Below are 24,912 nucleotides of genomic sequence, written 5' to 3' on the forward strand. Positions count from 1 at the left end.
CTCATTGCACAAGGTGTATACTTAAAAGCATAAGAAACAATCGTGAGAAAATATATAAAGAGGTGTCCTACGTAACCTTTGATCTATGGCTACAGGGACACCCCGATTTTTGTACGTTACTTTATTAGTTTTGCTGCTTCGATTTCAAATGTTTTTAGTTCGTAAGGTTCAAGTATAAAAGTAATGACAGGTTCAGTGTGGACTTCCCCTTCAGGACGCTCCATTAGATTACACTCTTGCCACGAAATAATATTCAAGTCGCTAGTCATATCAATTTGCTGGCGGCTTCCGGAATAGTCGTGCACACGTACGATTAATTTTTGACCATCCTCAGACTTCTTAATCGCAGAAACCATAACCGTTTGAGTAGAAAGGCGAATAAGCGACTTGGTTGCTACTTCTGCTTGCCCCATGGTGCTCCGTAGAGGGTTGTTGACGGACCAAGCTTGACGGACGGTGTCACCCTGTAGCCAATCCCCAGTATGAGGCAGGATAGAGTAGGTGAAAGTATGTTCGCCTTGATCCGCTTCAGGGTCAGGGTGCGTTGCCGATTTGATTAAGGATAGACGCATCACATTATCCTTGATGTCATAACCGTATTTGCAGTCGTTCAGCAAGCTAACGCCATAACCACGATCTGATAAATCTGCCCACTGATGCCCCACAGTCTCGAATCTAGCGTAATCCCAGCTAGTGTTCCAATGTGTTGGACGCGTAACATTACCGAACTGGATATCATAAGTGGCTTCGGTAGCTCGTATCGCAACAGGGAAAGCTACTTTCATTAGCTGTTGTCGCTCATGCCAGTCTACCTTCGTCACGAAATCGATACGACGATGGTGTGCATGTAAGATCATTTGCTGCTTAATCGTGGAATCCATATAGCTCCATGTGAATTGTACAACACATCGCAGTGAACCCTTTTCTATGACTTCAATGCTGCGGCAGTCGGTGACTTCACGTTTCTTTTGCTGATAGTAGATGTCAATGTCCCAAGCTTCATGGGCTAGGGGTTTATCTTCAAACACTTGGAACACGTTACCGTGACTTCCGTTTGCTAATACTTGTCTTTGTTCATTTATATCATAGATGGATACTAATTGACCTTGTTCGTTCCATTCAATATCGAAGTGAGGCGTTGAAATTCCTGATTCATTTAGCTTGAATGGAGCACTTAGAGACTCAGAATTCACATCTTCTACGAAGGAAATGGTTGTGTATCCGAGAGAAGGAATGTTAGATACTTCAACGATCCAGCGGTCACCTTCACGTTGAGCTTGTAGTTGTTTTCCTTCTGAGCTTATCCAATGTCCTGTTTCCATCCCGGCTTCAACAGTAATTTCTACGAGTTCTGTCAGCTCCCAAGCAGCATTGTTCCAGATCGTATATTTACCGGCTTCATTTCCGCTCACAAGTGCCTTACTGGATTGCTCCCAGACAGACTGACCTATTGCTTCTGCTTGTGCATATTCAATCGTACTGTCTTCATATACTTCACGAATCGAAGAGCCCGGAATAATATCATGGAATTGGTTGCGCAAAATAATTCTCCAGCCCTCGTCTAAATCGGTCTGACGATAGTTCGACCAGTCACCTGTCATCACACTTTGCAGTGTATTTAGCCATTCCGCCTCACGGTATAGCAGTTCAAGCTTACGGTTCATCCGCTTATTGTAGGCTTGGCTTGTGTAGGTGCCGCGGTGATATTCTAAGTAAAGCTCGCCATCCCATACATGGACATAACGATCCGTATTTGCAACAGTTTCTTGCAAGTTACGGAAGTAGTCTCCCGCTGTTCCTGTTTCAATCTTCGGCAGACCGGGAAGATCGTTTAGCCGACGGCGCATCTCTAGCATTTCACGGTTCACACCCCCGCCACCATCGCCATATCCGTAAGAAAGTAACAGATTGCGATTCACTTCTTTATCCCGGTAGGTATCCCAAATTCCTTTTACAGTCTTAGGAATAATCCGGCCATTATAAGTGTAGAACCAAGAATCTTCTTCGGACCAAGGCTCTGGCGTTGTAATAAAATGTGTTAACACCTCTGTGCCATCAATCCCACGCCATTGAAAGGTATCATGTGGCATCCGGTTATATTGATTCCAGCTAATTTTTGTGGTCATGAAGGTATTAATTCCTGATTTTTTTAGGATTTGTGGCAAGGACCAGCTGTAGCCAAATACGTCCGGCAGCCATAAATAGTCACATTCAACCCCAAATTCATTACGTAAGAAGCGAGTTCCATACAGTAATTGACGGACTAGAGACTCTCCTGAGGTCAAGTTGCAATCTGCTTCAAGCCACATGCCGCCGCCAGCTTCCCAGCGTCCTTCAGCCACACGTTCACGAATATTTTCGTAGATTTCTGGATAGTCATTTTTGATATATTCATAGAGTTGCGGCTGAGTCTGTAAAAAGGTATAGTCCGGGAACATTTCCATCAGACGCAGTACGGTTGAGAACGAACGCGCACATTTCTCACGGGTGTGTTTCAATTGCCACAACCAAGCCACATCAATATGGGTATGGCCAATACAGGTAACTGTGACGGGTGAGGACTTCTCCATTTTATTAATTTCATCACGCAAATAATTGCGGGCTTCCCCGATCGAAGCATAGAAGTTGTCTGAACCTGGACGAGACCAGTCGATCAGAAGAAAGGAGCGGTCTACTGTACTCATAAGTTGTGTATATTCTGGAGTTTTGGCATCGAGTACGTTCAGCGTCTCGACTACAGCAAGCGCGGTAAAATAGAAATCATCCGTTGCTTCATCCAGCCAACAAATTTCAGCCATGCGAATGCCATGTGTCTGATCCTTTTTAGGGCCGCCTCCTTCGAGTCCCGACCATAACCGGAAGGTCAGTGGAAGCTGAGTGCCTACCGTTTCATTTGGCAAGAACACTTCGGTATGATTGGAATCTACACCTTGATAGGGTTTGCCGTTGAAAAAGAATAAGGATTCAAATCCGGAGTTGTTTCCAGCACCCGTCTCGCCAAAATCAAATCGACCCAGTACTCTACGGCCTGCCCAAGTAGCGGGTACGTCTATATTTGTCGTTAGCCATAAATACAAATCGCGGCCTTTCCAGGTATCGCCAACTCGTAGCTCAGACCATTCTCCATCCACGGGCGGTTCGGCTGCAATTTCACCTTGTTCGTCAATCATTGAGTTGAAAAAAGGAATGTGTATACGATCCCGGTAACGATATTCGGAAATTTCGTTTAGTTGGGAGTTGAGTTTGCGTTTGGTTAGAAACATGAGTAATAGCCCCTCCAATATGTTGATGGGGGACGAGGAAATTAAGATCTATTTGGGTTATTATAGGTTTGTTTGGGGGGTAGAAATCAACTATAGACGATTTTTTGTGAGTTGTAAACTCTCGGTGGAGAGAAAAGTTGGAGCGCTAGAATTTATAAATAAAAAATGCATGCGCTTCCATTGCAGAAAAAGAAGTGTGATGTTAAGCTTCTAATCCTAAAGGTGATATTCAGAAAGAAGGTGGCTTTGTTGAATGTAAAGAAATTTTATCAAAACCATTTGCAGAAAAAACTGTTCAATAAAATATTAGCTATATACTCTTCAATCATCATAATTACGTTAATAGCCTCATCCATTACCGTATATAAATACTATGAACAGACGATCACTCGCCAACATGTAGATGCCAATCGGGAGGTGCTGGATTATGTAAGTTTGTATATGAATCAGCAGTACGAAAGCATCCAAGTAGCCATCCAGCAAATTTATAGCGATGCCTCTGTCAGTGAGGATTTGTCCTACTTTTTGCAACATGATTATGGGGATTATCTTAAATACCGTTTAGATCAATATGCAGACATAGGGAGCTCCGTTCCTCATACGTTCGATACTTATTTCAAAACCTATTTGAATCAGAAAAATGGGATTTATGACGTTATTTTGTACAGCACAGAGAAAGAATTTTATTATTTATATAAAAATAATACCCGACAATTCTATTTGAGCGACATGGACGGTCCTAAGCAAAAATTATCCTTACCGAAGAATGGCTGGGTCTCGCATGAAACCAAATTAGTGCTTAAGGAAATAAGAGAAGACAATAACAATTTGTATACAATGACTAGGGAAATTAAAGATCCGATTACATTGAAAACGATCGGTATGCTCATAGTAGATTTTGACGCAGAACTTATTTCAAAATGGCTTGGCACAAAAGTTGCAGAAAATAATGGTCAATTGTTGGTCTTAACCCCAAGCGGTGACGTTATATATGATTCATTGGGAAGGTATATGGGACAGCGATATCCACATATCGATGCGCTTCATGCCGATGGCTGGACAACACTGGATGAGATCTCCAAGGTTAACTTAAATACAACGAACAGCTCAGGTCTTATTATGGCAGGAATCATTCAGAAGTCACAGGTCAACAACGAAATGAAAACGGTTCGAACTTGGATTATCGGGATTACCACAGCGCTTATTATTACTGCAATGTCTTTTACATACGGAATTATTTTACGTTTCTCTAAAAAAGTGAAGATCATTGTCAAATCTATGAAGCGCTTACAGGAAGGTGATTTGAGCACACGTATTCACCTTAATCGAGAAGATGAATTGCAGCTAATTGCCAACAATTTTAACTATATGTGTGAAAGACTAGAACTCTATATTAACAAAGTGTATATTTCGGAGCTTACCCAGAAAAATGCTGAGCTAGTTGCACTTCAATCACAGATTAATCCACATTTTTTATATAACACACTTGAGGCGATTAGGATGCGGGCAATTACGCAAGGAGCGAAGGATGTAGGTCAGATGATTTACATTTTATCGACATTATTTCGAACGATGATTAAGAAAAGTATGGTCGTTACAATATCTGATGAGATTGAATATTGTAATTTGTATCTGGAGTTGTTCCAGATTAGACATAAAGATAGGCTCCAAATCGAATCACAAATAAGTCCAGCTGCCATGAATTGTTCTATCGTTAAATTGCTTATTCAACCGGTTATTGAAAATTATATTGTTCACGGATTTAGACCTGACCGTTTTGGCAATCTCATCCGTATTGAAGTTACTGAATCTGGCGGGGAAATTCAAATTGCTATAAGTGATAACGGAAATGGAATTACTCCCAGCAAGCTAACAGAGCTACAGCAAATGCTTCAAGTCAGTATGAGAATGGATGAACCTCCTTCTTCGGTAGGCCTATGTAATGTGAATGAACGAATTAAACTTTATTATGGGACTGAATATGGATTGACGATCGCTAGTGAAGTAAATAAAGGAACAATAGTCATCATGAATATACCAGTAGTAAGGGAGAGTACTAATAATGCACAATATACTTATCGTGGATGATGAACCTCTTATTCTTGAAGGATTACGTTCAGTGATTGAATGGGAAAAATATGGATTGAGAATCGCGGGACAAGCGTCTAATGGGGAAGAAGCTTTAGAATTTCTACGCAATCATGATGAAGGGATCGACATATTAATTACTGACATTACGATGCCAAAACTTACGGGACTTGAACTGATTCAACAAATAAAGGTTTTTGATTCAAAAATGAGATTTATTATCTTGAGCGGCTATGAGCAATTTGAGTATTTAAAAGCTGGAATGAGTCTAGGCATTGAAAATTATATTCTCAAACCCATTAATATAAATGAATTGGAATCAACCATTGAACAAATTGTTGAAGTGCTGAATCAAGAGGATGTTGAACAATTTCATGCTAAAGAGGATTGGCAAGTTCTGCGCAACAATATTCTAAACCGCTGGGTAACTGGCAATATAGGTAGGCAGGAGCTACAGCACCGTTCAAAAGTCTTAAATATCTCACTGGACTGTTCATTTTTTACGGTGGCTGCGATTCGGCTTATCACCGAACAGGATGACGATGAGGGGCAGGATAAACTCCACAGGAATCTGCTTATGGATGAATGTTATCGTATCGCTGTGAAGTCATTAGAGCAACTTGGAACCGTTATTGTATTTATAGATATGGAAGGTGATCTTGTTCTTATTATTGCTGAGCGGGCTGAAGCTGAGAACAAAGAAGAGCTTTATTGTGTACTGGAACGAGTACAATATGAGACTATGCATGAGTTGGAGAAGTCTGTCTGGATAACGATAGGAAGTAAGGAGCATGCTTTTCAGGAAGTCCCAAAAAGTTATAAAAAGGCGAAGAGTTTATATGTTGATCATCTAATGCTACCTGGCTACCCGATTATAGATGCGGAACAACTGTCAAAGATGGTTCTGCACGAGGAGAAGCTCGAAATTGATTATGAGGAATTCACCAAATTATTATTATCTGGAGACCGTGAAGCTACGAACCAGTTTATCGCAGAAACGTTCGAAAAGCTGTTTGGCTGTGGCATGATTACCCGTATTGATAATTACAACGTAGCGATTGAGTTAATGTTGATTGCCAAGAAAATGGAGAAAAACTCTAATTTTAGTGCCGTGTTTAATCCATTGCTGCGCATACATACTATTGAGCAATTGGTGCACCATGTGCAGGAAAGTGTGAAAGAAACACTGGACCAATTATCGTTAGTAAGTGATGAGCTCAGTCCGAATATGAGATATATGGTTGATCAAGTAAGCAAACACTATAGAGAAGAGCTATCCCTGAAAACGCTCAGTCAGCGTATGGAAATGCATCCTAATTACTTGGGACAGCTATTTCAGAAGGAAATGGGCCGTAGTTTCTCTGATTATGTTAATCAATTTCGAATTGAAAAGGCAAGACAATTGCTGCTACAAACTACGTTACTAACCAACGAAATTGCAGCTGAAGTAGGGTATCCGGATCCAGCATATTTCTATCGCCAGTTCAAAAAATCAGTAGGTGTATCGCCAACAGAGCTTCGGAATATGTACAAAAAAGCAAAATCCTAAAATAAAGGAAATGTTCCTGGCTATCCACGTTCAAGTACGGGTTTCATGGACGCTGATAACGAGAATGTTTCCTTTTTTTTGCTCAAATTTAAGGGGAAATAGACTTTTTAAATGTCCTTTCTGCTGTGGATCTTTAATTTTTACATCTGATTCTGGAGTTTTTCAACTTTATGAAACCGCTTTTATGGCGCAGAATTAAGGGTAGTTAAAGGGGCGAGGGAAAAAGATCGAAGGGATATATAGGGGTTGTTTGGGGATAGAGAGAAGGGGGATGTGGAATAATGCCTGCATTTTTCAAAAGTCTAATTAAGGATAAGGTACTCTGGTTTATGGTATTACCAGGGACATTATGGTTCCTGATCTTTTGCTACTTACCGATGTTTGGAACAGTAATTGCATTCAAGGATTTCAAGATTCATCGGGATGGATTCTTTGCAAGCGTTTTAAATAGTAAGTGGGTTGGCCTTGAAAATTTCAACTTTTTGTTCTCGACGGAGGACGCCTATATCATTACAAGAAATACGATTCTTTATAACTTGGCGTTGATCTCTCTCGGTTTAGTTCTTGCGGTGGGCATTGCGATCACCTTAAATGAACTTGTGAACAAACGGACGGCTAAAGTTTATCAAACGGCGATGTTTATGCCTTACTTCCTTTCTTGGGTCATTATTAGTTTCTTTACCTTCAGCTTTCTGAGTGTAGATAAAGGAATATTGAATCAAGTGGTTGTTTACTTCGGAGGCGATCCTATTTCCTGGTATGGGGATACTCGCTTTTGGCCATATATCCTAATTTTCATGGGGATTTGGAAATCAATTGGTTATTCAAGTGTTGTTTACTTAGCGGCTATAGCGGGTATCGACAAGTCCTACTATGAAGCGGCTATGATTGATGGGGCCAGCAAATGGCAGCAGATTAAGTTTATTACACTTCCTTTGCTTAAACCTTTAATGGTAACGCTAACGATTTTAGCGATTGGTGGTATTTTTAGATCAGACTTCGGTTTATTCTATCAAATCCCTCGGGATTCAGGTGTTCTATACTCCGTAACGAATGTTATCGATACTTATATTTATCGAAGCATGAGTACGACAGGTAATCTAGGAATGAGTACAGCGGCGGGTCTATATCAATCGATTGTTGGATTTATCATGGTGCTTGTAACGAATTCTATTGTGAAAAAGATCAGCAAAGAGAATGCGATATTCTAGAAAGGAGTTAGTGATGTTATGGCAGTATTCAAACGTAAGCCAAAAGAAATCGACAACAACGCCATTACTCCTCTATGGAATGTGGTACTCAATATTATAATTGGCATCTTCGCTTTTACTTGTGTGTTTCCGTTCTTGTTTGTCATAGCCATTTCTTTTACAGATGAGAAAGTACTTGCTCTAAATGGATTTAGCTTGTTACCCGAAAAATATAGTTTAGCAGCTTATCAGTTTGTTTTTAACACAGGTGATCAATTACTTCGTTCCTTTGGAGTTACTTTGATGGTTACTGTACTAGGTACGCTCATTAGTTTATTTCTAATAACAACTTATGCGTATGTTCTCTCTCGAAGATCATTTCGCTATCGTAATTATTTCAGCTTCTTCGCCTTCTTCACGATGTTATTCTCAGGCGGAATGGTTCCCAACTATATCGTGGCTACGCAGTTTTTACATTTGTACAACACGATATGGGCTTTGATATTGCCAATCGCGATGAATGCATTCTTTATTCTAGTAATGCGGACCTTCTTCCAGACTAGCGTACCTGATGCACTCATTGAGGCTGCCAAAATTGATGGGTCTGGTGAGTTTCGGACCTTCCTGCAAATTGTACTTCCAATCTCTTTACCGGGGATTGCAACGATTGGATTGTTCTGTACGCTGGGATATTGGAATGATTGGTTTAATGCCCTGCTGTATATAGATGATGCTAGTCTTGTTCCACTCCAAGCGATGCTGATGCGAATTCAGAATAATATGGAGTTTGTCATTCAGAACAGTATGCAGATGGGATCAAGCTTTGAGATTGCTGCAACCTTGCCAACAGAAACCGTTCGTATGGCGATGGTTGTACTGGCAACCTTGCCTATAGCACTAGCGTATCCGTTCTTCCAAAAGTATTTTGTACAAGGTTTAACCGTGGGCTCTTTAAAGGAGTAACACTACTAAGATGTATTTATTCGAATCGCTAGGATAGGAATCGATATAAATAAAGCGTTCATTAATCTAAAGGGGGAAAATAGAAATGAAAATGAAAAAAGGCTTAACACTCGCTCTTGCAGGGACAATGCTTTTTTCTGGCCTTCTAGCTGGATGTGGTTCGAATAATAATACAAATGCTGCTAAAGAAACAAACAATTCAGCGGCAGCAGGGAATTCAGCAGGGAACACATCAGAATTAAAGCCATATGAGTTGAAGATGTATTTAATTGGTGGACCTCAAAAGGATTTGGATCTTGTCTTAAAAGAAGTTAATAAATATACCCAAGAAAAAATTAACGCGACGTTGAACATTACGATGTTCGATTGGGGCGATTACGATAAGAAGATGCAAGTCATCACCGCTTCTGGTGAGCCTTATGATATTGCCTTTACCTCTTCTTGGACAAATGACTTCCGTCGTAACGCTGCTAATGGTACGTTCTTGGGTCTGAATGATCTGCTAGATAAGTATGGTAAGGAAACGAAAGAAGTTTTGGACCCTCGTTTCTTAGAAGGAACTAAGATTAAAGGTGAGATCTATGGTGTTCCTGTAAATAAGGAGCTTGGACAGCAATGGGTATGGCGCTTCAATAAGAAATATGTTGATAAATACAACATGGACATTTCCAATATCCGTACATTGGATGATCTAGAGCCACTTCTTAAAACGATTAAAGAGAACGAGCCGGGTGATATTACACCGCTAGCTGTTCCTAAAGGCTTTAAACCATTTATGCCATTTGACTATGTACTAGGTGATGAGTTACCTATCGGGGTCTATATGGATTCCACAGATGGCAAGGTTGTTAATATTCTGGAGACACCTGAACTTGCAACATCGTTAGATACGATGCGTAGACTTTACACAGCAGGTTACTTACGCCCAGACGTTGCAACACTTGAAGGTATTGATAACATTAAGACGGGTAAATGGTTTGCCGATCGCGAAATTACACAACCATATGCAGAAAAAGGTTGGTCTCGTTCAGCAGGTTATGAAATTGTAACTTCGCCTATGCATGAGCCTTATGTATATACACAGTCCGCCGCAGGTTCGATGCACGCGATTTCCGTAACCTCAGGTGATCCTGAACGGGCTATGATGTTCTTGAATCTTTTGAATACAGATAAGTACTTACGCAATTTGCTCAACTATGGTATTGAAGGCACTCATTATAAGAAAATCTCCGACAATGTCATTGAAGATCTGCCAGCTATGCAAGATAGCTATGCAATGCCAGGTTTCACACTTGGAAACATGTTACTGACTTATCTGCATGCTGATGACCCTGCTGATAAATGGGATGCTTTTAAGAAGTTTAATGATTCTTCAAAAGAAGCCCCTACCTTCGGTTTTGCATTTGATCCTACACCTGTGAAAACAGAAGTAGCGGCTATCAACAACGTAACTAAAGAATTTATGCCAGCACTATACACAGGTTCTGTTGATCCTAAAACATATCTGCCAAAAGCAGCGAAGAAATTTAAAGAAGCTGGACTTGATAAAGTCATTGCAGAAGTTCAAAAGCAACTTGATGGGTGGAACCAGACAAAGAAATAAGCTAATGAACGTAACACGCCTAAGATTAATCACTAAAGGTAACACAAATAGGATTAGTGGAGACGGGCAGCTATGCTGCCCGTCTCTCTATCTATCCCCATTTATTATGAAGGAGTGAGAATATGGAACAATTCCGACTTCCCACCATCTCTATGCCGAAGCTGAAGCTTCCTCAAGCGGTTCAAGAAGTATTAAACGAAGCAGAGGAGAAGTTAGCTCATCGGCCGAAGCTATTGCAGCTCTTTAAGAATTGTTTCCCTAATACGCTTGAGACAACGACTAAGCTTATGGATGATGGAACAACGTTTGTGATTACAGGAGATATCCCGGCTTCTTGGTTGCGAGACTCTGTGGAGCAGGTTATGCACTACGTGCCCTTTGCTAAAAACGATCCCGATCTTCAGCGGATTATTGGCGGGTTAATTAAACGTCATATCGAATATATTCATATCGATCCGTACGCCAATGCGTTTAATGAGACGGCGAATGATTGGCATTGGAGCACTAGCGATATTACGGAAATGTCCCCCTGGGTGTGGGAACGTAAATTCGAGATCGATTCTCTTTGTTTTTCCATGCGTCTGGCTTATGCCTATTGGAAAGAAACCGGAAAGGCTGATATATTCGACGCCGGATTTAAGGCAGCAATGGTCAAAATATTCAACCTGTTCAAAACTGAACAGCGCCATAGTGAATTATCTCCATACCGCTTTACGCGTAACAATGGGATTCCTGAAGATACACTGCGTAATAACGGCCTGGGTATGCCTGTTAATTACACGGGCATGGTCTGGTCCGGGTTCCGCTCGAGCGATGATGCTTGCGACTTCCATTACAACATTCCGGGGAATATGTTCGCTGTTGTTGCATTACGTCATATGCAGGAATTCGCTGAATGGGTATTCCGTGATCTTGAATTTCTGGAACAGCTTAAAGCATTAGAAGCTGAGATTGATCACGGAATTCAATTGTATGGTATTTATCGTCATCCGAAATTCGGTCCAATCTACGCCTACGAGACCGATGGTTATGGCAACTACTGCTTGATGGATGATGCGGGAACACCAGGACTCATGTCGATTCCTTATCTCGGCTATGTTACCGCAGAGGATGAAATTTATCAGAATACGAGACGCTTTGCTCTGAGCAAGGAGAATCCTTTTTATTTTGAAGGAACCGCAGCGAAGGGAATCGGCAGTCCGCATACTCCCAAAGACTACATCTGGCATATGGCATTATCCATGCAAGGTTTGACGGCTTCCACTAAGGAAGAAAAGCTGGAGATGCTTGCGATGTTAGAAGCTACAGATGCGGATACTGGCTTTATGCATGAGGGATTTCATGTTGATGATCCGAATACGTTCACTAGAAAATGGTTCGCCTGGTCCAATAGTCTGTTCTCCCAACTTGTCTATAAAACGATGAAGGAAGGACTACTATGAGCAGCCCGAGCAGACCTGTAATCATATTTTATGATTCTGATTTTCCAATTTCCAGTCCCATTCCTAGCGATGCGATTACATCCATGAGTGAGTTCGGATCTATTGTAAATGAGAATCAGCTTGCAGAAACGCTTCGCGAAACGGAAGGCGGCTGTTTCATCAATCTGCATGCACCCTATTTCCCGAAAACGGCCTGGATAGCCATTCTTGAATACCTGCAAAGAGGTGGCGGGCTGATTAGCATTGGAGGCGCACCCTTCAAACAACCTGTTCGTTGGGAAAATGGCCAATGGCATGTGGAAGCGGAGCAGACTTCCTATCATCAGGAGCTGTATATTCATGAGGCACTTCATGTTGAATGCTCACGCAACCATTCATTGCTTGCCTCGGATGTCATTCCTCTGCTTAAGGGTCAAGAATCTCTTTTTCTAACGAGTGCGAATACATGGAACCTCGTGCCACATACGACAAAGACGAGTGATTTACCACATCAAATGGGCTCTGCAGGTCCAATGAGCACACGGATTTGCCCGCTATTAAAAGGAGTTACACTCGAGGGTCGGGAAATTTCTGCGCCAGTAGTTCTTTGGGAGAATACGAGCGGTTTATTTGCAGGCTCACGCTGGCTGTTCGTAAATACACCTGCAACAGCTTCTTTTTGGGAGCAAAAAGGTCCTTTCGCGATATCCAATTGGGCTCGTTTCTGCAGCAAGGGTGTAACGGAAATGTGGGTTAAGCCCAATTACGCGTCTTATGAATTAGGAGAACGTGCTTCCCTAACCCTTCAGATTCAGCAGCTTGAACGAGTGAGACCTTCTATGCGTAATGAAGATACATGGAATTTCACAATTCATGTAGAGCATGAATCAGATACCTCTTTGAAGTGGTCTCAGAGTTTGGAAATGAAGGCGAATGCTGAACTAAACATGGTGCGTCTGCCTATTCCTTTGGAGATAAGTAGGGGCCTCTACCAGATTGTCTGTGAAGCAGAAGCCAGTGATGGTGAGGTTCGCATTCTGCGCCAAGGGTTCTGGGGTCATGCTCCTGAGCTGCTGGCAGCAGGCAATCCGGTAACGAGCGGCAGAGATTATTTTATAAAAGATGGGCGTCCGCTACCAGTGGTCGGCATGACTTATATGGCGAGTGATGTGGCGCGGAAATTTCTATTTCTACCGAACGTGGGAGTTTGGGACCGTGATATGGGCCAGATGCGGAAGGCCGGGATTAACTGGATCCGTACAGGGATCTGGACAGCTTATCGCAATGTGATGCAAGACGATGGACATGTCTCGGAAGAAGTATTGCGGGCGATCGACGCCTTCATCATGACGGCGAAGAAGCATGATCTTCAAGTGACTTTCACGTTCTTCTCCTTCACACCGGAAACGTGGGGAGGGGTAAATCCTTATCTGGACCCACAAAGTGTGGAAGCTCAGAAGCGGTTCATTTGGTCTATTGTATCTCGTCATAAAGATTCTTCGAATGTAGATTGGGATCTTATTAATGAACCGTCGATGTTTGATCCGGCACGTATTTTTTCGGACGGCCCGAGTTCATGCCATGATCGTTTTGAGCGACAAGCCTTTATGGAATGGCTACAAGAAAGACATGGTGTAATCGACGTGCTGCAGGAACGCTGGAATATGACACCTGCACAGCTTCCGAACTTTGCATCTGCAGGGCTGCCAGAAGCAAAAGAGATTAACTTCGACGTACAAGACATGCACAGTGCTAAGAGGGGAACACGCTGGTTGGATTATTGTTTGTTCTCTATGGAGATGCATAACCGTTGGGTGAAACAATTATACGACGCCATTAAGGAGCAATGTCCAGCTCAGATGGTTACGGTTGGTCAGGATGAGGGACTAGGAGCGCAGCGACCTTCGCCGTTCTTCTACGAGGAGGCGGTGGATTACACCACTGTTCATTCCTGGTGGTTTAATGATTATCTGGTGTGGGATGGCATCTTTGCCAAGACGCCTAATAAGCCAAACCTAATTCAGGAGACTGGCGTCATGTATGTAGAAACTCCAGATGGCCGAGCCAAACGTTCAGAACAAGAGCTGCAGAATTTGCTGGAACGCAAGTATGCTTACGCTTTTGGAACGGCAGGTGCGGGGGCTGTTCACTGGATCTGGAATACGAATTTCTATATGGATAAAGCGAATGAGTCCCATATCGGAGCACTGAGAGCAGATGGAACCGAGAAGCCTGAGGCAGGCGTATCTTATGATTTCGGGAAGTTTATAGAAGGTATCCGTGATATATTTGGTGATCGGAAATTGGAAGAGATTGCGGTGGTGTTCCCTTATTCGAATGATTTCTCTAATCGGAAGTTGGCTTTTGCTGCTACAACAGAGCTTACCCGCATTCTGTCTTATGAGCTCAAGATGTCTTTTCGGGGGGCTTCCGAATACCATCTAGATGATTTGGAGAAGAACCCTGCGAAACTGATTATACTGCCAAGCGCGCATAACTTCGCTGATGCAGCAATGGAACGGTTGTTACACATTGTTGAAGAGACAGGAGCGGTATTGCTTGCCACTGGACCGTTAGGCATTGATGCCTATTGGCGTTCTTCGGATCGGTTGAGTGATATCCTTGGCAAACGTGAATTGCGTAATGTGCGCCGCGAAGAAGTGCTTATGCTTCAAGGTCAAGTCCTGCCTGTCTCTTTCGGCCACCGCCGGATAGCTGAGGTGACAAAGGAAACGATCATTCAAGAAACTGGTGGAAGTTCAACTATAGAGACTGTCGTGAACCTTCCGCTTGGCAAGGGTCGACTCCTATGGAGCCCACTGCCAGTTGAATTGAGTGAGCGTAGGGATACTACGGCTGCACTTTACCGCTACGCGGTTAATGCTGCTTTTGTGGAATGTGATTTGGAATGGATTAGTGGTGGGGACTTAGCGGGTATCTACGGACGGAAATTGAGCTTTGCTACGGGTGCGCTTTTTACCTTCGTGTCGGAATATGCCCAAGATGCAAAGATCGAGGTGAAGGATTCAGCCACTGGCCGAACCTATTCGTTCGTGTTAGAACAGGAACGTTCTGTTCTCTTTGCTACGGATAGTAAAGGAGACTTGCTTGGTGTTTATCGCCCGCAGGAAGTCGAGATCCATGTAAATTAACCACATCTTCTACATTAAGCATCTTGGTAGAGAGAACGCATTGCATATAAGGAGGTCTTCACTTTGGAAAGTTCAAATCAATCTATTAAACCTCAGACTGCCCATATCATTTCCCATACACACTGGGATCGGGAATGGTATCTTCCCTATGAGAAACATCATGTACGCTTAGTAAAACTGGTTGATGAATTACTGAACCGGTTGGATGAGGATAACGAATTTAAGAGTTTCTATCTGGATGGACAGACGATTATTCTGGATGATTATCTTCAGGTACGTCCCGAAAATCAAGAGCGGCTACAGAAATATATTACGGAAGGTCGCCTTCTAATAGGACCTTGGTATATTTTGCAGGATGCGTTCCTTACTAGTGGGGAGGCCAATGTTCGTAATATGCAGATTGGCCATCAGGATTCGAAGCGTTACGGGGAACCCTCCAAAATCGGTTATTTTCCCGACACCTTTGGTCTAGTCGGCCAGACTCCACAATTAATGCTGCAATCCGGCATCAATAATGCCTTTTTTGGAAGAGGTGTGAAGCCCACTGGATTCAATAATACGGTGTCAGATGGAGGTTACGAATCCTCATTCTCGGAGCTGATTTGGGAAGGTCCTGATGGATCAAAAGTGCTCGGCATCTTATTTGCTAATTGGTATTCTAACGGAAACGAAGTGCCTGTAAATGAAGCAGAAGCCAAAGTGTTCTGGGAGAAAAAGCTGGCAGATGCGCGGAAGTTTGCCTCTACAAGTGAGCTACTGTTCATGAATGGTTGCGATCATCAGCCGGCTCAACTGGATTTGCCAGAGGCTATCGAAACTGCGAAGCGGTTGTATCCAGATATGGAGTTCATTCATTCGAACTTTCCTGATTACCTTAAGGCCGTAGAGGGTGTAATGGATCGCAGCAGCTTGTCGACTGTAAAGGGAGAACTGCGGAGCCAGCATACCGATGGATGGGGTACGTTAGTGAATACCGCGTCTGCGCGTGTCTATTTGAAACAGATGAATCAGGAAGGGCAAATCTTGCTTGAAAAGTTGGCCGAGCCACTTGCTTCGTTCGCACATTTACTGGGCAAAGAGTACCCCCATCATCTGTTCAACTATGCATGGAAGACATTAATGCAGAATCATCCGCATGATAGTATTTGTGGATGCAGCGTGGATGAGGTACACCGTGAGATGGTCACCCGTTTTGACAAAAGCCGTCATGTGGCAGAGACCATTGTTGAGGGTAGTAAACGAGTGATTGCAGAAGCTGTGGATACGACCGGGTTTACAGCATATGGTGAAGACGTGCTTCCACTAGTTGCGATGAATATGACGGGTTGGAGTCGCACGGGTACTGTGAGCGTAGAACTTGATGTGGCGCGTCTATATTTGCGAGAAGGGTTCTCTCTGGAAGAAACGGCTAGCCGTATGACCGGAATTGACTTGCACGATCGTGTGTTAGTAGACGATCAAGGGAATGATATTGCCTGCCAGATGGAGGACTTAGGTCTTCAGTTTGGTTATGATTTGCCAGATGACAAGTTCCGTCAGCCGTATATGTGCCGCCGGGTAAGACTTACCTTTGAAGCCGTAGAAGTTCCTGCGCTGGGTCTTCGTTCATATGCTTGGGTTCGCCGGGCAGATGCAGAACTGCCAATAGCCGCTGAATCTTTGCTACAAGGAGATCGGGTGCTGGAAAATGACGTTATCAAGGTAGTTATTAATGATGATGGTTCGTTTATGCTAAGTGACAAAACTAGTGGAGTGACCTATCAAGATCTTGGCGTATATGAAAACACCGGGGATATCGGCAATGAATATATGTACAAACAGCCAGAGGCCGAACAAGCTCTGACGACTAAAGGACTAAAGGCTAATATTTGTGTGCTGGAAAATACATCGTTTCGCGCCGCTATAGAAATTAAGCATGACTGGGAGATTCCAGCTTCGGCAGATGATAAGCTGGATGAGGAGCAGCGTGCACTGGTTTACTATCCGGAGCGCAAAGCTCAGCGCAGTAGTGACACAGTCATTCTAAAACTTCGTACTGTAATCACCTTGGAGCGGGGCGGAAAGGGATTGCATATCGAAACGACAATAGAAAACCAGGCCAAAGATCACCGGATTCGTATACTGTTTCCGACAGATTTGAACGCTGCTACGCATCGTGTAGATTCGATGTTCGAGGTTGCTGAGCGGAATATTGAACCCGCCACAGAATGGAAGAATCCGAGTAACACGCAACATCAGCAAGCCTTTGTTGATATTAGTGATGGGAAAGCGGGTCTAACCGTCGCTAATTTTGGATTAAATGAATATGAAGTGCTGCGAGATGGGCGTAACACTATTGCGATTACACTGCTACGTTCTGTTGGCGAACTTGGTGACTGGGGGCTATTCCCTACTCCAGAAGCGCAGTGTCTTGGAGAGCACGTTGTTCGTATGGAGCTAATCCCGCACACAGGCGAGGGTATAACTTCTGGTGCTTATGCTGAAGCTTACCAATTCCAGGTTCCGTGGATTGTATGTCAGACAGATGTACATGCAGGCGTGGTTGCGCCGGTGTATACTCCATTCGATTGGGAGAGTAAGGAACTTGCATTTTCTTCACTAAAAATGAACAAGCAGACTGGAGACTTGCTGCTGCGTTGGTATAACATGAGTCAGCAGAACACCAACCTGTCCTTCCGTTCAAGTATTCCACAGCAGTATTTCTATAAAACGACGATCCTAGAAGAGGAGAGCCACCCAGTCTCTAGTGATGAGAAAGAGAAAGGAAGCTTTGACTTACAGATCGGTCCATGCGAAATTGTAACTATTGGTATTAGAAAATAAATGAAAAAGGACGGTATCCAGAGAGTCGTATGACTTTTGGATATCGTCCTTTTTTGTATAAATACGTATCTTAGGAAGAAGATTTGCCGCGCGCAGTGGATCCAAGATGATCAATCTGCTCTTCTAGAACCGCACTTGCTTTGCCTAAAAACTGCGAAACAAGGGCGAGCTCTTCATTCGTATAAGAAGCTGCGAGCTTAACCATGGCGGTATGGAGCGGTTGGTACGTATTAATGACATCATCTTTATTCTCATATAATGGCACAATAATCACTTTACGGCGGTCATTCGGGTCATTTTGTCTGCGGACATAGCCATTTTTTTCGAGCCGGTCTATTAATGCTGTAACACTTCCGGTGGTCAGACCGGTTAATTTAGACAGTTCTCCGGCAGTGATCGGACCTTTCTCCCGTAGAATATCTATAGATAAGAAATCATTATTGTATAACCCAAGTGAGGCGGCTACATTTTGTTGGTACAATACCGTTCGGTTTCCCAAACTGCGCATAAGCAAGGTGAATTGTTCCTGCTCTGGTGTAGGTTGTTCGTGGCTTGACAAAAGATAACGCTCCTTTTAAAATAATTATATCTTGATAGTCAAGATATTAGATTATAAAGTTATTTGAAAATTTTGTGATTTATCAAATACATTCTATCGAAATTAGAAATGTTTTGCAAAATAATTGCAATACAACAACTTTGGGCAACCATATGGATAGAAGATATAACTACAAACCAGTGGGTTGAAATGAGAGGGGAATAGATGTGAAAGAGACTATTGTTATTAAAGGTGCAAGAGAGAATAATCTGAAAAATGTCTCGCTCACGATTCCTAAGTATAAGCTAGTTGTCCTGACAGGACCTTCGGGATCAGGCAAATCGACGCTAGCTATGGATACACTACAGCGGGAATGCCAAAGACAGTATTTGGATTCCATGGGCATGACGTCAGATACGATCAGTAAACCAAAGGTGGAGTCTATTATTGGACTATCTCCGTCCATTAGTGTTGGACAACATGTCACCAATCGTAATCCCCGTTCGACAGTCGGGACTGTCACTGACATCTATACGTTTGTCCGTTTTATCTTTTCCAGATTAGGCGAGCGGGTTTGCCCTTCCTGTAGTGGCAGCATCCCACCTTCTTTTGAAGCGAGGGGATTGCTGATCGAGGAAGACGAGGAAATGGATGGTCAGACGATGGGTTGTCCACATTGCGGAGCAGAGCTTGAGAAGCTGGGCATGTCCCACTTCTCTTTTAATAAACCGGAGGGAGCTTGTGAAGCCTGCGGTGGTGTTGGATCTGTGGCAACTATAAATGAAGCGGCGGTGTTTAATCCAGAGCTTAGTATGCGTGAGGGTGGGGTTGCCTCGCTGAATGGTGTTCATCGTGATATACAGATGCGTATATTATTGGCCGCTGGCAAGCATTTTGGCTTTGAGTTTGACCCGGATCAGCCCTTAAAAGATTACGGTGAAATTCAGCGCGACTTGTTGTATTACGGAGTGGAAAGTGAGGCGTTTAAGCGCCATTTTCCCAATGTTAAGCCGATTCAAGGCACCAAATTTGAAGGCGTCATTCCTGGTTTGTGGCGGCGTTACAAGGAGAAGGAAGGAGAAGCTGGTACACAGGAAAAAGACGGCGGATTTTTTCATGAGCAGCAATGCCCGGAATGTCTTGGCGCTCGTTTAAAAAACGAAGTTCGTCTCGTACGGGTAGCTGGCGTATCGATTACGGAGGTATCGGATTGGTCATTAAGCGATGTTTACGAGTGGACGAAAGGCTTAGAGGCGGCTTTGCCCGCCGAGGGACTTCATCTGCTTGAACCCATCCTTCACGATATGCCTACCCGACTAAAAAGGATTATCGATGTTGGTCTAGGTTATCTTTCTATGAACCGTCAGACGGTCTCCTTATCTGGTGGAGAGGCACAGCGGCTGCGCCTTGCCTCATTGCTGGGGTCAGGTCTGACTGGAGTGTTATACATTCTAGATGAACCGACGACCGGGCTTCATCCGCGGGATACTGTTGGCCTCATTCGTGTGCTTCAGGAGTTACGCGATTTGGGGAATACGGTGCTCGTTATCGAGCATGATATTGAGATGATGCGCGCTGCCGATCATATTATTGATATGGGTCCGGGTGCTGGTCTGGACGGCGGGCAAGTTGTTGGCGAGGGCAGCATTGAGGACTTGATGGCAAGCGAGACTTCCGTTACGGGAGTCTATCTTAGAGAAGAGCGTCATAAGACTGCTGCATATGTTCGCCGGAAAGGTGACGGAAAACAGATCACCATCCGACAGGCTCAATACCGGAACATTGAGATCCCGGAGGTTACATTTCCTCTAGGTTGTCTAGTTTCTGTAACTGGGGTTTCGGGTTCAGGCAAGTCGACGCTAGTCTTTGATATTCTTGCGCAAGGTAGTGCGAAAGAACATGAGCAAACAGGCTGTGCGGAGATTGCAGGCTTAGATCAGGTTGGAAATATAGTGATTTTTGACCAATCGCCCATGGGGAGGATGTTGCGTTCTAATGTAGCGACATATACAGATGTTTTCACACATCTGCGCCAGCTGTTTGCTGCATTGCCGGAGGCGAAAAAAAGAAAACTGACCTCCAAGCATTTTTCCTTTAACACACCGGGTGGACGCTGCGAAACCTGTCAGGGTCTTGGGGTGCTGACTGTAGACATGAATTTCTTACCCGATTTGGAGGTTAAATGCCACGTTTGCAAGGGGAGAAGATTTACGGATGAGGTTCTCCAGGTGAAATATGATGGATATTCCATCTCGGATCTGCTGGACATGTCCGTGCAGGAAAGCTTGCCAATTCTTAAGTCGGAAGCCAAAATGGCGGGGATAATCGAGACGTTGTGTGAGGTGGGTCTCGGTTACCTTAAATGGGGACAATCTGTCAAAACCTTATCCGGTGGTGAAGGGCAACGGATTAGACTGGCTAAAGAGTTGAGCAAACCTTCCAAAAACCATACGCTCTATCTGCTCGACGAACCAACAACAGGCCTTCATCCGTCAGACATCAGGCAGCTCCATACCTTATTGAGCAAATTGGTTGATACGGGAAATACGGTCGTGGTTGTGGAGCACAGCTTAGAGTTGATTCGGGAGTCCGACTGGGTGATTGACATTGGCCCTGAAGGTGGCGTTGTGGGCGGTAAGCTTGTAGCTGAAGGTACACCGGAGCAGGTTGCTGAAGTGCGGGAATCCTACACAGGGATGTTCCTGAAACGGATTCTGGCTGTAGGGATGTAATCAAAAAAAGGAGGTGTCCAAAAGCCATGAAAATGGCTAGGACACCTCCTTTTTTGAACTTAAACCAACCACTGCTCTCAACTCTAAACTTCGTCTGAACGTTTGAACCGATCCCATTCACGCGTACTTAACACTTTCGGAATAACAGATGAATTTACACGTACGTAGCACATTAGGATTAACAGATGAATTTACACGTATGTAGCACTATAGGATTAGCAGATGATCATGAGTCGATGGTGTTTGATCCGCAGATGATTAGGATACGGTAGCATCAGACAGCGAAAGACTATGCTTCGGCGTATCGGACTCAGCGGACCTTAAATGCAGGAAAATCCGCCATTTGGAGTATTATCGGACCGCATAGCTCCTATTGGCGAAAAAAACGCCTTATAAGAGCCTGTTTCTAAGAAATAGCTGCACTGGAGTCCGATGGATTGCTGAAAAGGCGATAAATTAGTAAATAGCATCATTGGTGGACCTCTGTCAAGAAAGTGGACAGTCACGCAACAGACATTCTAGTCAATTGCTCAGCAAAACGAACTGGAGAAAGATACCCCAGCGCGCCATGCATTCGCTTGCGGTTATAATAAAACTCAATATATTGAAAAAGTGTCTGGTAGGCTTGCTCCTTAGTTTTGAATCGTGGATTACAATAAATGAGCTCCTTTTTCAAAATGCTGTGCCACGACTCGATACAGGCGTTATCATAACAGTTACCTCTGCGGCTCATGCTGGACTCCATGCCATACGCTTTCAACTGCTTCGTGTATTCATGAGAAGTATATTGAGAACCTCTATCGGAGTGATGTAATAGACCCTTTTCCGGTTGCTTAGCTTCGTAAGCATCTTGTAAGGCGCCCGAAATCAAGCTAGTTTCCATATGGTTCTCCAAGCGCCACCCCACGATTTCACGCGTGCAAAGGTCCATCACACTAGCCAGGTACAAGCGCCCTCCCCGGCAAGGAATGTATGTAATGTCGGTAACCCATACTGAATTGGGTTTGAGTATTTTAAATTGCTGGTTCAGCGTATTTGGGGCAATCGGATGGTCATGATTGGAGTCGGTGGTCTGTACGCGATACGTTTTGGAGACAATGGAGCGAAGCTTCATATGTCGCATGTACACACTCACCGTGCGTTCGGTAACGGTATAACCTTCTTGATGCAACAGGCGAGTGATCTTCGGACTCCCATACCGCTTTTGATGGTCTGCAAAATGATACTGAATTCGCTTCATTATCGCAGCCTTACGAAGCATATGCGTACTGTTTTTTTCTGTCCGCCACTTGTAGTACCCGCTCCGTGACACATGTAGGGTCATGCACATCTTCTCCAAGAGAAACTCGGAGCGATGTTTTTCAATAAACTGGAATCTCAGTTCCTTGGTTTGCTGAAGATGTGCACTGCTTTTTTTACGATCGCTAATTCCTCTTCCACATCAGCAATCTTGTTATCTTTTTCTTGAAGTTGACGGCTCATTTCTTTCAACTGTGCCTCGAGTTCCCGTACTCGATCCACGCTAGCTGCCGGTTCATTCTTTAGTTCTCGATACTGACTCATCCATTGATGCAGGGTACTTTTTGGGATGTTGAGCTCTTCCGCCAAGTCGCCCACTGTCTTTGTTTGCTCTTGAATGAACTGCACTGTCTGTTTTTTAAATTCTTCGTTATACCGTTGTCGATGTTCTCCCATGTGAACACACCTCCGTGGACTCATTATCGCCAGTCTGTTAACTACTGTCCACTTTTTATTCTAGCTTCATGGAGTCCGAAAGCCTCAGCAGGAGATCATGGTGTCAGCAGCAGTAGCAGTAGCAGTAGCAGTAGCAATAGCAGTTGACCCAGCGAATGACTATGCTTCGGCGGTATCGGACTCAGTAGACCTTAAATGCAGGAAAATCCGCCATTTGGAGTATTATCGGACCGCATAGCCCCTATTGGCGAAAAAAACGCCTTATAAGAGCCTGTTTCTAAGAAATAGCTGCACTGGAGTCCGATGGATTGCTGAAAAGGCGATAAATTAGTAAATAGCATCATTGGAGTCCGAAAGCCTCAGCAGGAGATCATGGTGTCAGCAGCAGTAGCAATAGCAGTTGACCCAGGGAATGACCATGCTTCGGCGGTATCGGACTCAGCAGACCAGTGAATGACCATGCTTCGGCGGTGTCGGACTCAGGAGTCCAGCAAATGATCATTCTTCGGCGTATCGGACTCAGCAGACCTTAAATGCAGGAAAATCCGTCATTTGGAGTATTATCGGACCGCATAGCCCCTATTGGCGAAAAAAACGCCTTATAAGAGCCAGTTTCTAAGGAATAGCTGCGCTGGAGTCCGATGGATTGCTGAAGAGGCGATAAATTAGTAAATAGCGTCATTGGAGTCCGAAAGCCTCAGCAGGAGATCATGCATCTAGCGCAGCTTAATAATCGAGCAGACGTCCATTATCATGCCATTGCCCGTACATTTTATTTTCTTTAGTGTTTGTTATGAATTTGTCTAATTTACTCTTAAATAAATCTGGCTGATGTTTATTGCTTTGGATCGTGTCGATCCGAACTCTTTTATAAAGGGGGGGAAAGGCCCGGAAATTCTCATATACTTGCCTGTCCTCTTTTAGCCTTTGCTCTATAATCTTATCTACTATAAAAGAATCAGGGTTCATATCAGGAAGTATCCGTTTTCCTTCAGCACTCATTAACCCCAGCTTTTCGAGGCGGCGGACCCGTTCTTTGTTCAATTCAGTCCAAGAGCTTTTTTTACTTCGGGGAGAGAGTCTTTGCGCCAGCTCTGTTTCCGAAATTTTCTTTTTCACTCCATCGATCCATCCAAAACACAAACATTCCTCAACTACGTCCAAATATAGCAACGTTTCTGGGTTTGGCTTCATACTAACGAGTACCCAACAAGATTTTTCAGTCTTACAATTCTCCTGCAGCCAAACTCTTAAATCTTCCCTCGATTTTACTGTAATTAGATTTTCAATCTCCATAATTAAAATACAATTTCCTTTCTAGGTATGGAGTGGAGCACATTGCCCATTAGAGATTAAATAGCTTCCGCAGGTACCTGATACCAAAAAAGGGAATAGTCATTCATGGTGGAAGCGTGGCCTAACTGACGTAACATATTAGAGATATTGCCTCTATGATAAGTCCCGTGATTGACGACTTGCAACACAATTTCTGATAGGCGTGTTTGGCGGATTCCGGCGAATGGATTGTCAAGCAGAATGGTTTGCTCCAAATCGGATTGGTGGTGTAACCATTCTTTGTATTGTTCCGATAGCTGTGCAAAGATATTTACGTACTCATCCACAGAATCTAGAATGCTCAAATTTAGCGGGATACTTTGTTGAAAAGCCTCAGGCATAGCAGTGCCTGTTAAAACAAGATACCACATCGTATCAACCGCATAGATATGGCTAAGGGCATGAGCGATGGTGGGAAACGAGCTGTTCACTTCTTGACTTAGCACAGAGGATGGGAGTTCCTTGATTCTCCCCAGGATAGTTTGGTTTGCCCAAGTGTGGTATTTAAACATTTCTACTGGATAATTTGTCATTCGTATGGTCTCCTTTTGAATTGTCAT

The 24,912-nt window shown here is 43.6% G+C and carries 17 protein-coding genes; 10 read left to right on the forward strand and 7 right to left on the reverse strand.

Going from position 1 to position 24,912, the window contains the following annotated elements; all coding sequences use genetic code 11:
- Positions 1–116 precede the first annotated feature (116 nt).
- A complete protein-coding gene (locus MKX34_RS11075) occupies positions 117–3,263 on the reverse strand; it encodes an alpha-mannosidase (protein ID WP_076296927.1) in 3,147 nt (1,048 codons plus the stop codon).
- A 249-nt stretch (positions 3,264–3,512) separates the two neighbouring features.
- On the opposite strand from MKX34_RS11075, the gene MKX34_RS11080 reads away from it, so the two are divergent.
- The 8 genes from MKX34_RS11080 to MKX34_RS11115 all read left to right on the forward strand — a co-directional run bounded on the left by MKX34_RS11080 (position 3,513) and on the right by MKX34_RS11115 (position 18,052).
- Positions 3,513–5,351, forward strand: coding sequence for a sensor histidine kinase (locus MKX34_RS11080; protein ID WP_179089304.1), 1,839 nt, complete (start codon positions 3,513–3,515; stop codon positions 5,349–5,351).
- Positions 5,326–6,900, forward strand: coding sequence for a response regulator transcription factor (locus MKX34_RS11085; RefSeq protein ID WP_076214319.1), 1,575 nt, complete (start codon positions 5,326–5,328; stop codon positions 6,898–6,900). Before MKX34_RS11080 ends, MKX34_RS11085 begins: the two co-directional genes overlap by 26 nt.
- 281 nt (positions 6,901–7,181) lie before the next feature.
- Positions 7,182–8,111 carry an ABC transporter permease subunit gene (locus MKX34_RS11090; RefSeq protein ID WP_076100799.1) on the forward strand — a complete coding sequence of 310 codons (930 nt, stop codon included), beginning with the start codon at positions 7,182–7,184 and terminating at the stop codon, positions 8,109–8,111.
- Positions 8,112–8,129: 18 nt separating this feature from the next.
- Positions 8,130–9,053, forward strand: a complete 924-nt coding sequence (locus MKX34_RS11095) for a carbohydrate ABC transporter permease (RefSeq protein WP_038569957.1) — start codon at positions 8,130–8,132, stop codon at positions 9,051–9,053.
- 85 nt (positions 9,054–9,138) lie between these two features.
- A complete protein-coding gene (locus MKX34_RS11100) occupies positions 9,139–10,656 on the forward strand; it encodes an ABC transporter substrate-binding protein (protein WP_076296928.1) in 1,518 nt (505 codons plus the stop codon).
- A 122-nt stretch (positions 10,657–10,778) separates the two neighbouring features.
- Positions 10,779–12,098: a glycoside hydrolase family 125 protein gene (locus tag MKX34_RS11105; RefSeq protein ID WP_076296929.1), complete on the forward strand. Its 1,320-nt coding sequence runs from the start codon at positions 10,779–10,781 to the stop codon at positions 12,096–12,098.
- Positions 12,095–15,229 (forward strand): beta-galactosidase, encoded by a 3,135-nt coding sequence (locus tag MKX34_RS11110; protein WP_076296930.1) that lies wholly within the window; start codon positions 12,095–12,097, stop codon positions 15,227–15,229. The genes MKX34_RS11105 and MKX34_RS11110 overlap by 4 nt, the downstream gene beginning before the upstream one ends.
- A gap of 63 nt (positions 15,230–15,292) precedes the next feature.
- Complete coding sequence (locus MKX34_RS11115) at positions 15,293–18,052, forward strand: alpha-mannosidase (protein ID WP_076296931.1); 2,760 nt, start codon at positions 15,293–15,295, stop codon at positions 18,050–18,052.
- A gap of 70 nt (positions 18,053–18,122) precedes the next feature.
- Here the strand turns inward: MKX34_RS11115 and MKX34_RS11120 are convergent, their stop codons facing one another.
- Positions 18,123–18,560 (reverse strand): MarR family transcriptional regulator, encoded by a 438-nt coding sequence (locus tag MKX34_RS11120; RefSeq protein ID WP_076104658.1) that lies wholly within the window; start codon positions 18,558–18,560, stop codon positions 18,123–18,125.
- A gap of 257 nt (positions 18,561–18,817) precedes the next feature.
- Here MKX34_RS11120 and uvrA point away from each other — a divergent pair, with 257 nt between their 5' ends.
- On the forward strand, positions 18,818–21,322 hold the full coding sequence (gene uvrA / locus MKX34_RS11125; protein ID WP_076104652.1) for an excinuclease ABC subunit UvrA: 2,505 nt from the start codon (positions 18,818–18,820) through the stop codon (positions 21,320–21,322).
- A 502-nt stretch (positions 21,323–21,824) separates the two neighbouring features.
- Here uvrA and MKX34_RS11130 read toward each other — a convergent pair.
- Both MKX34_RS11130 and MKX34_RS11135 read right to left on the reverse strand, forming a co-directional pair.
- The gene (locus MKX34_RS11130) at positions 21,825–22,751 is read right to left on the reverse strand and encodes an IS3 family transposase (protein WP_143760599.1); all 927 of its coding nucleotides are present in this window, start codon (positions 22,749–22,751) and stop codon (positions 21,825–21,827) included.
- Entirely contained in the window at positions 22,700–23,017 is a 318-nt protein-coding gene (locus tag MKX34_RS11135) for a transposase (RefSeq protein WP_036683594.1), read from the reverse strand. Before MKX34_RS11135 ends, MKX34_RS11130 begins: the two co-directional genes overlap by 52 nt.
- A 97-nt stretch (positions 23,018–23,114) precedes the next feature.
- On the opposite strand from MKX34_RS11135, the gene MKX34_RS11140 reads away from it, so the two are divergent.
- Entirely contained in the window at positions 23,115–23,255 is a 141-nt protein-coding gene (locus MKX34_RS11140) for a hypothetical protein (RefSeq protein WP_179089339.1), read from the forward strand.
- A 132-nt stretch (positions 23,256–23,387) separates the two neighbouring features.
- Here the strand turns inward: MKX34_RS11140 and MKX34_RS11145 are convergent, their stop codons facing one another.
- The 3 genes from MKX34_RS11145 to MKX34_RS11155 form a co-directional block, all read right to left on the reverse strand.
- Positions 23,388–23,519 (reverse strand): hypothetical protein, encoded by a 132-nt coding sequence (locus MKX34_RS11145; protein WP_326058360.1) that lies wholly within the window; start codon positions 23,517–23,519, stop codon positions 23,388–23,390.
- 224 nt (positions 23,520–23,743) lie between these two features.
- The gene (locus MKX34_RS11150) at positions 23,744–24,313 is read right to left on the reverse strand and encodes a YdeI/OmpD-associated family protein (protein ID WP_076100793.1); all 570 of its coding nucleotides are present in this window, start codon (positions 24,311–24,313) and stop codon (positions 23,744–23,746) included.
- 56 nt (positions 24,314–24,369) lie between these two features.
- On the reverse strand, positions 24,370–24,885 hold the full coding sequence (locus tag MKX34_RS11155) for a DinB family protein (protein WP_076105369.1): 516 nt from the start codon (positions 24,883–24,885) through the stop codon (positions 24,370–24,372).
- Between the last annotated feature and the right edge of the window lie 27 nt (positions 24,886–24,912).

The sequence above is a fragment of the Paenibacillus sp. FSL R5-0636 genome, assembly GCF_037974255.1.
Classification (GTDB): domain Bacteria; phylum Bacillota; class Bacilli; order Paenibacillales; family Paenibacillaceae; genus Paenibacillus_AQ; species Paenibacillus_AQ odorifer.

Excerpts from the sequence above, each read along its gene's own strand:
- MKX34_RS11075 (WP_076296927.1), bottom strand. The coding sequence starts at position 3,263 with ATGTTTCTAACCAAACGCAAACTCAACTCCCAACTAAACGAAATTTCC.
- MKX34_RS11085 (WP_076214319.1), top strand. The coding sequence starts at position 5,326 with ATGCACAATATACTTATCGTGGATGATGAACCTCTTATTCTTGAAGGA.
- MKX34_RS11090 (WP_076100799.1), top strand. The coding sequence starts at position 7,182 with ATGCCTGCATTTTTCAAAAGTCTAATTAAGGATAAGGTACTCTGGTTT.
- MKX34_RS11095 (WP_038569957.1), top strand. The coding sequence starts at position 8,130 with ATGGCAGTATTCAAACGTAAGCCAAAAGAAATCGACAACAACGCCATT.
- MKX34_RS11100 (WP_076296928.1), top strand. The coding sequence starts at position 9,139 with ATGAAAATGAAAAAAGGCTTAACACTCGCTCTTGCAGGGACAATGCTT.
- MKX34_RS11105 (WP_076296929.1), top strand. The coding sequence starts at position 10,779 with ATGGAACAATTCCGACTTCCCACCATCTCTATGCCGAAGCTGAAGCTT.
- MKX34_RS11110 (WP_076296930.1), top strand. The coding sequence starts at position 12,095 with ATGAGCAGCCCGAGCAGACCTGTAATCATATTTTATGATTCTGATTTT.
- MKX34_RS11120 (WP_076104658.1), bottom strand. The coding sequence starts at position 18,560 with ATGCGCAGTTTGGGAAACCGAACGGTATTGTACCAACAAAATGTAGCC.
- MKX34_RS11135 (WP_036683594.1), bottom strand. The coding sequence starts at position 23,017 with ATGGGAGAACATCGACAACGGTATAACGAAGAATTTAAAAAACAGACA.
- MKX34_RS11140 (WP_179089339.1), top strand. The coding sequence starts at position 23,115 with ATGGTGTCAGCAGCAGTAGCAGTAGCAGTAGCAGTAGCAATAGCAGTT.
- MKX34_RS11145 (WP_326058360.1), bottom strand. The coding sequence starts at position 23,519 with ATGATCATTTGCTGGACTCCTGAGTCCGACACCGCCGAAGCATGGTCA.
- MKX34_RS11150 (WP_076100793.1), bottom strand. The coding sequence starts at position 24,313 with ATGGAGATTGAAAATCTAATTACAGTAAAATCGAGGGAAGATTTAAGA.
- MKX34_RS11155 (WP_076105369.1), bottom strand. The coding sequence starts at position 24,885 with ATGACAAATTATCCAGTAGAAATGTTTAAATACCACACTTGGGCAAAC.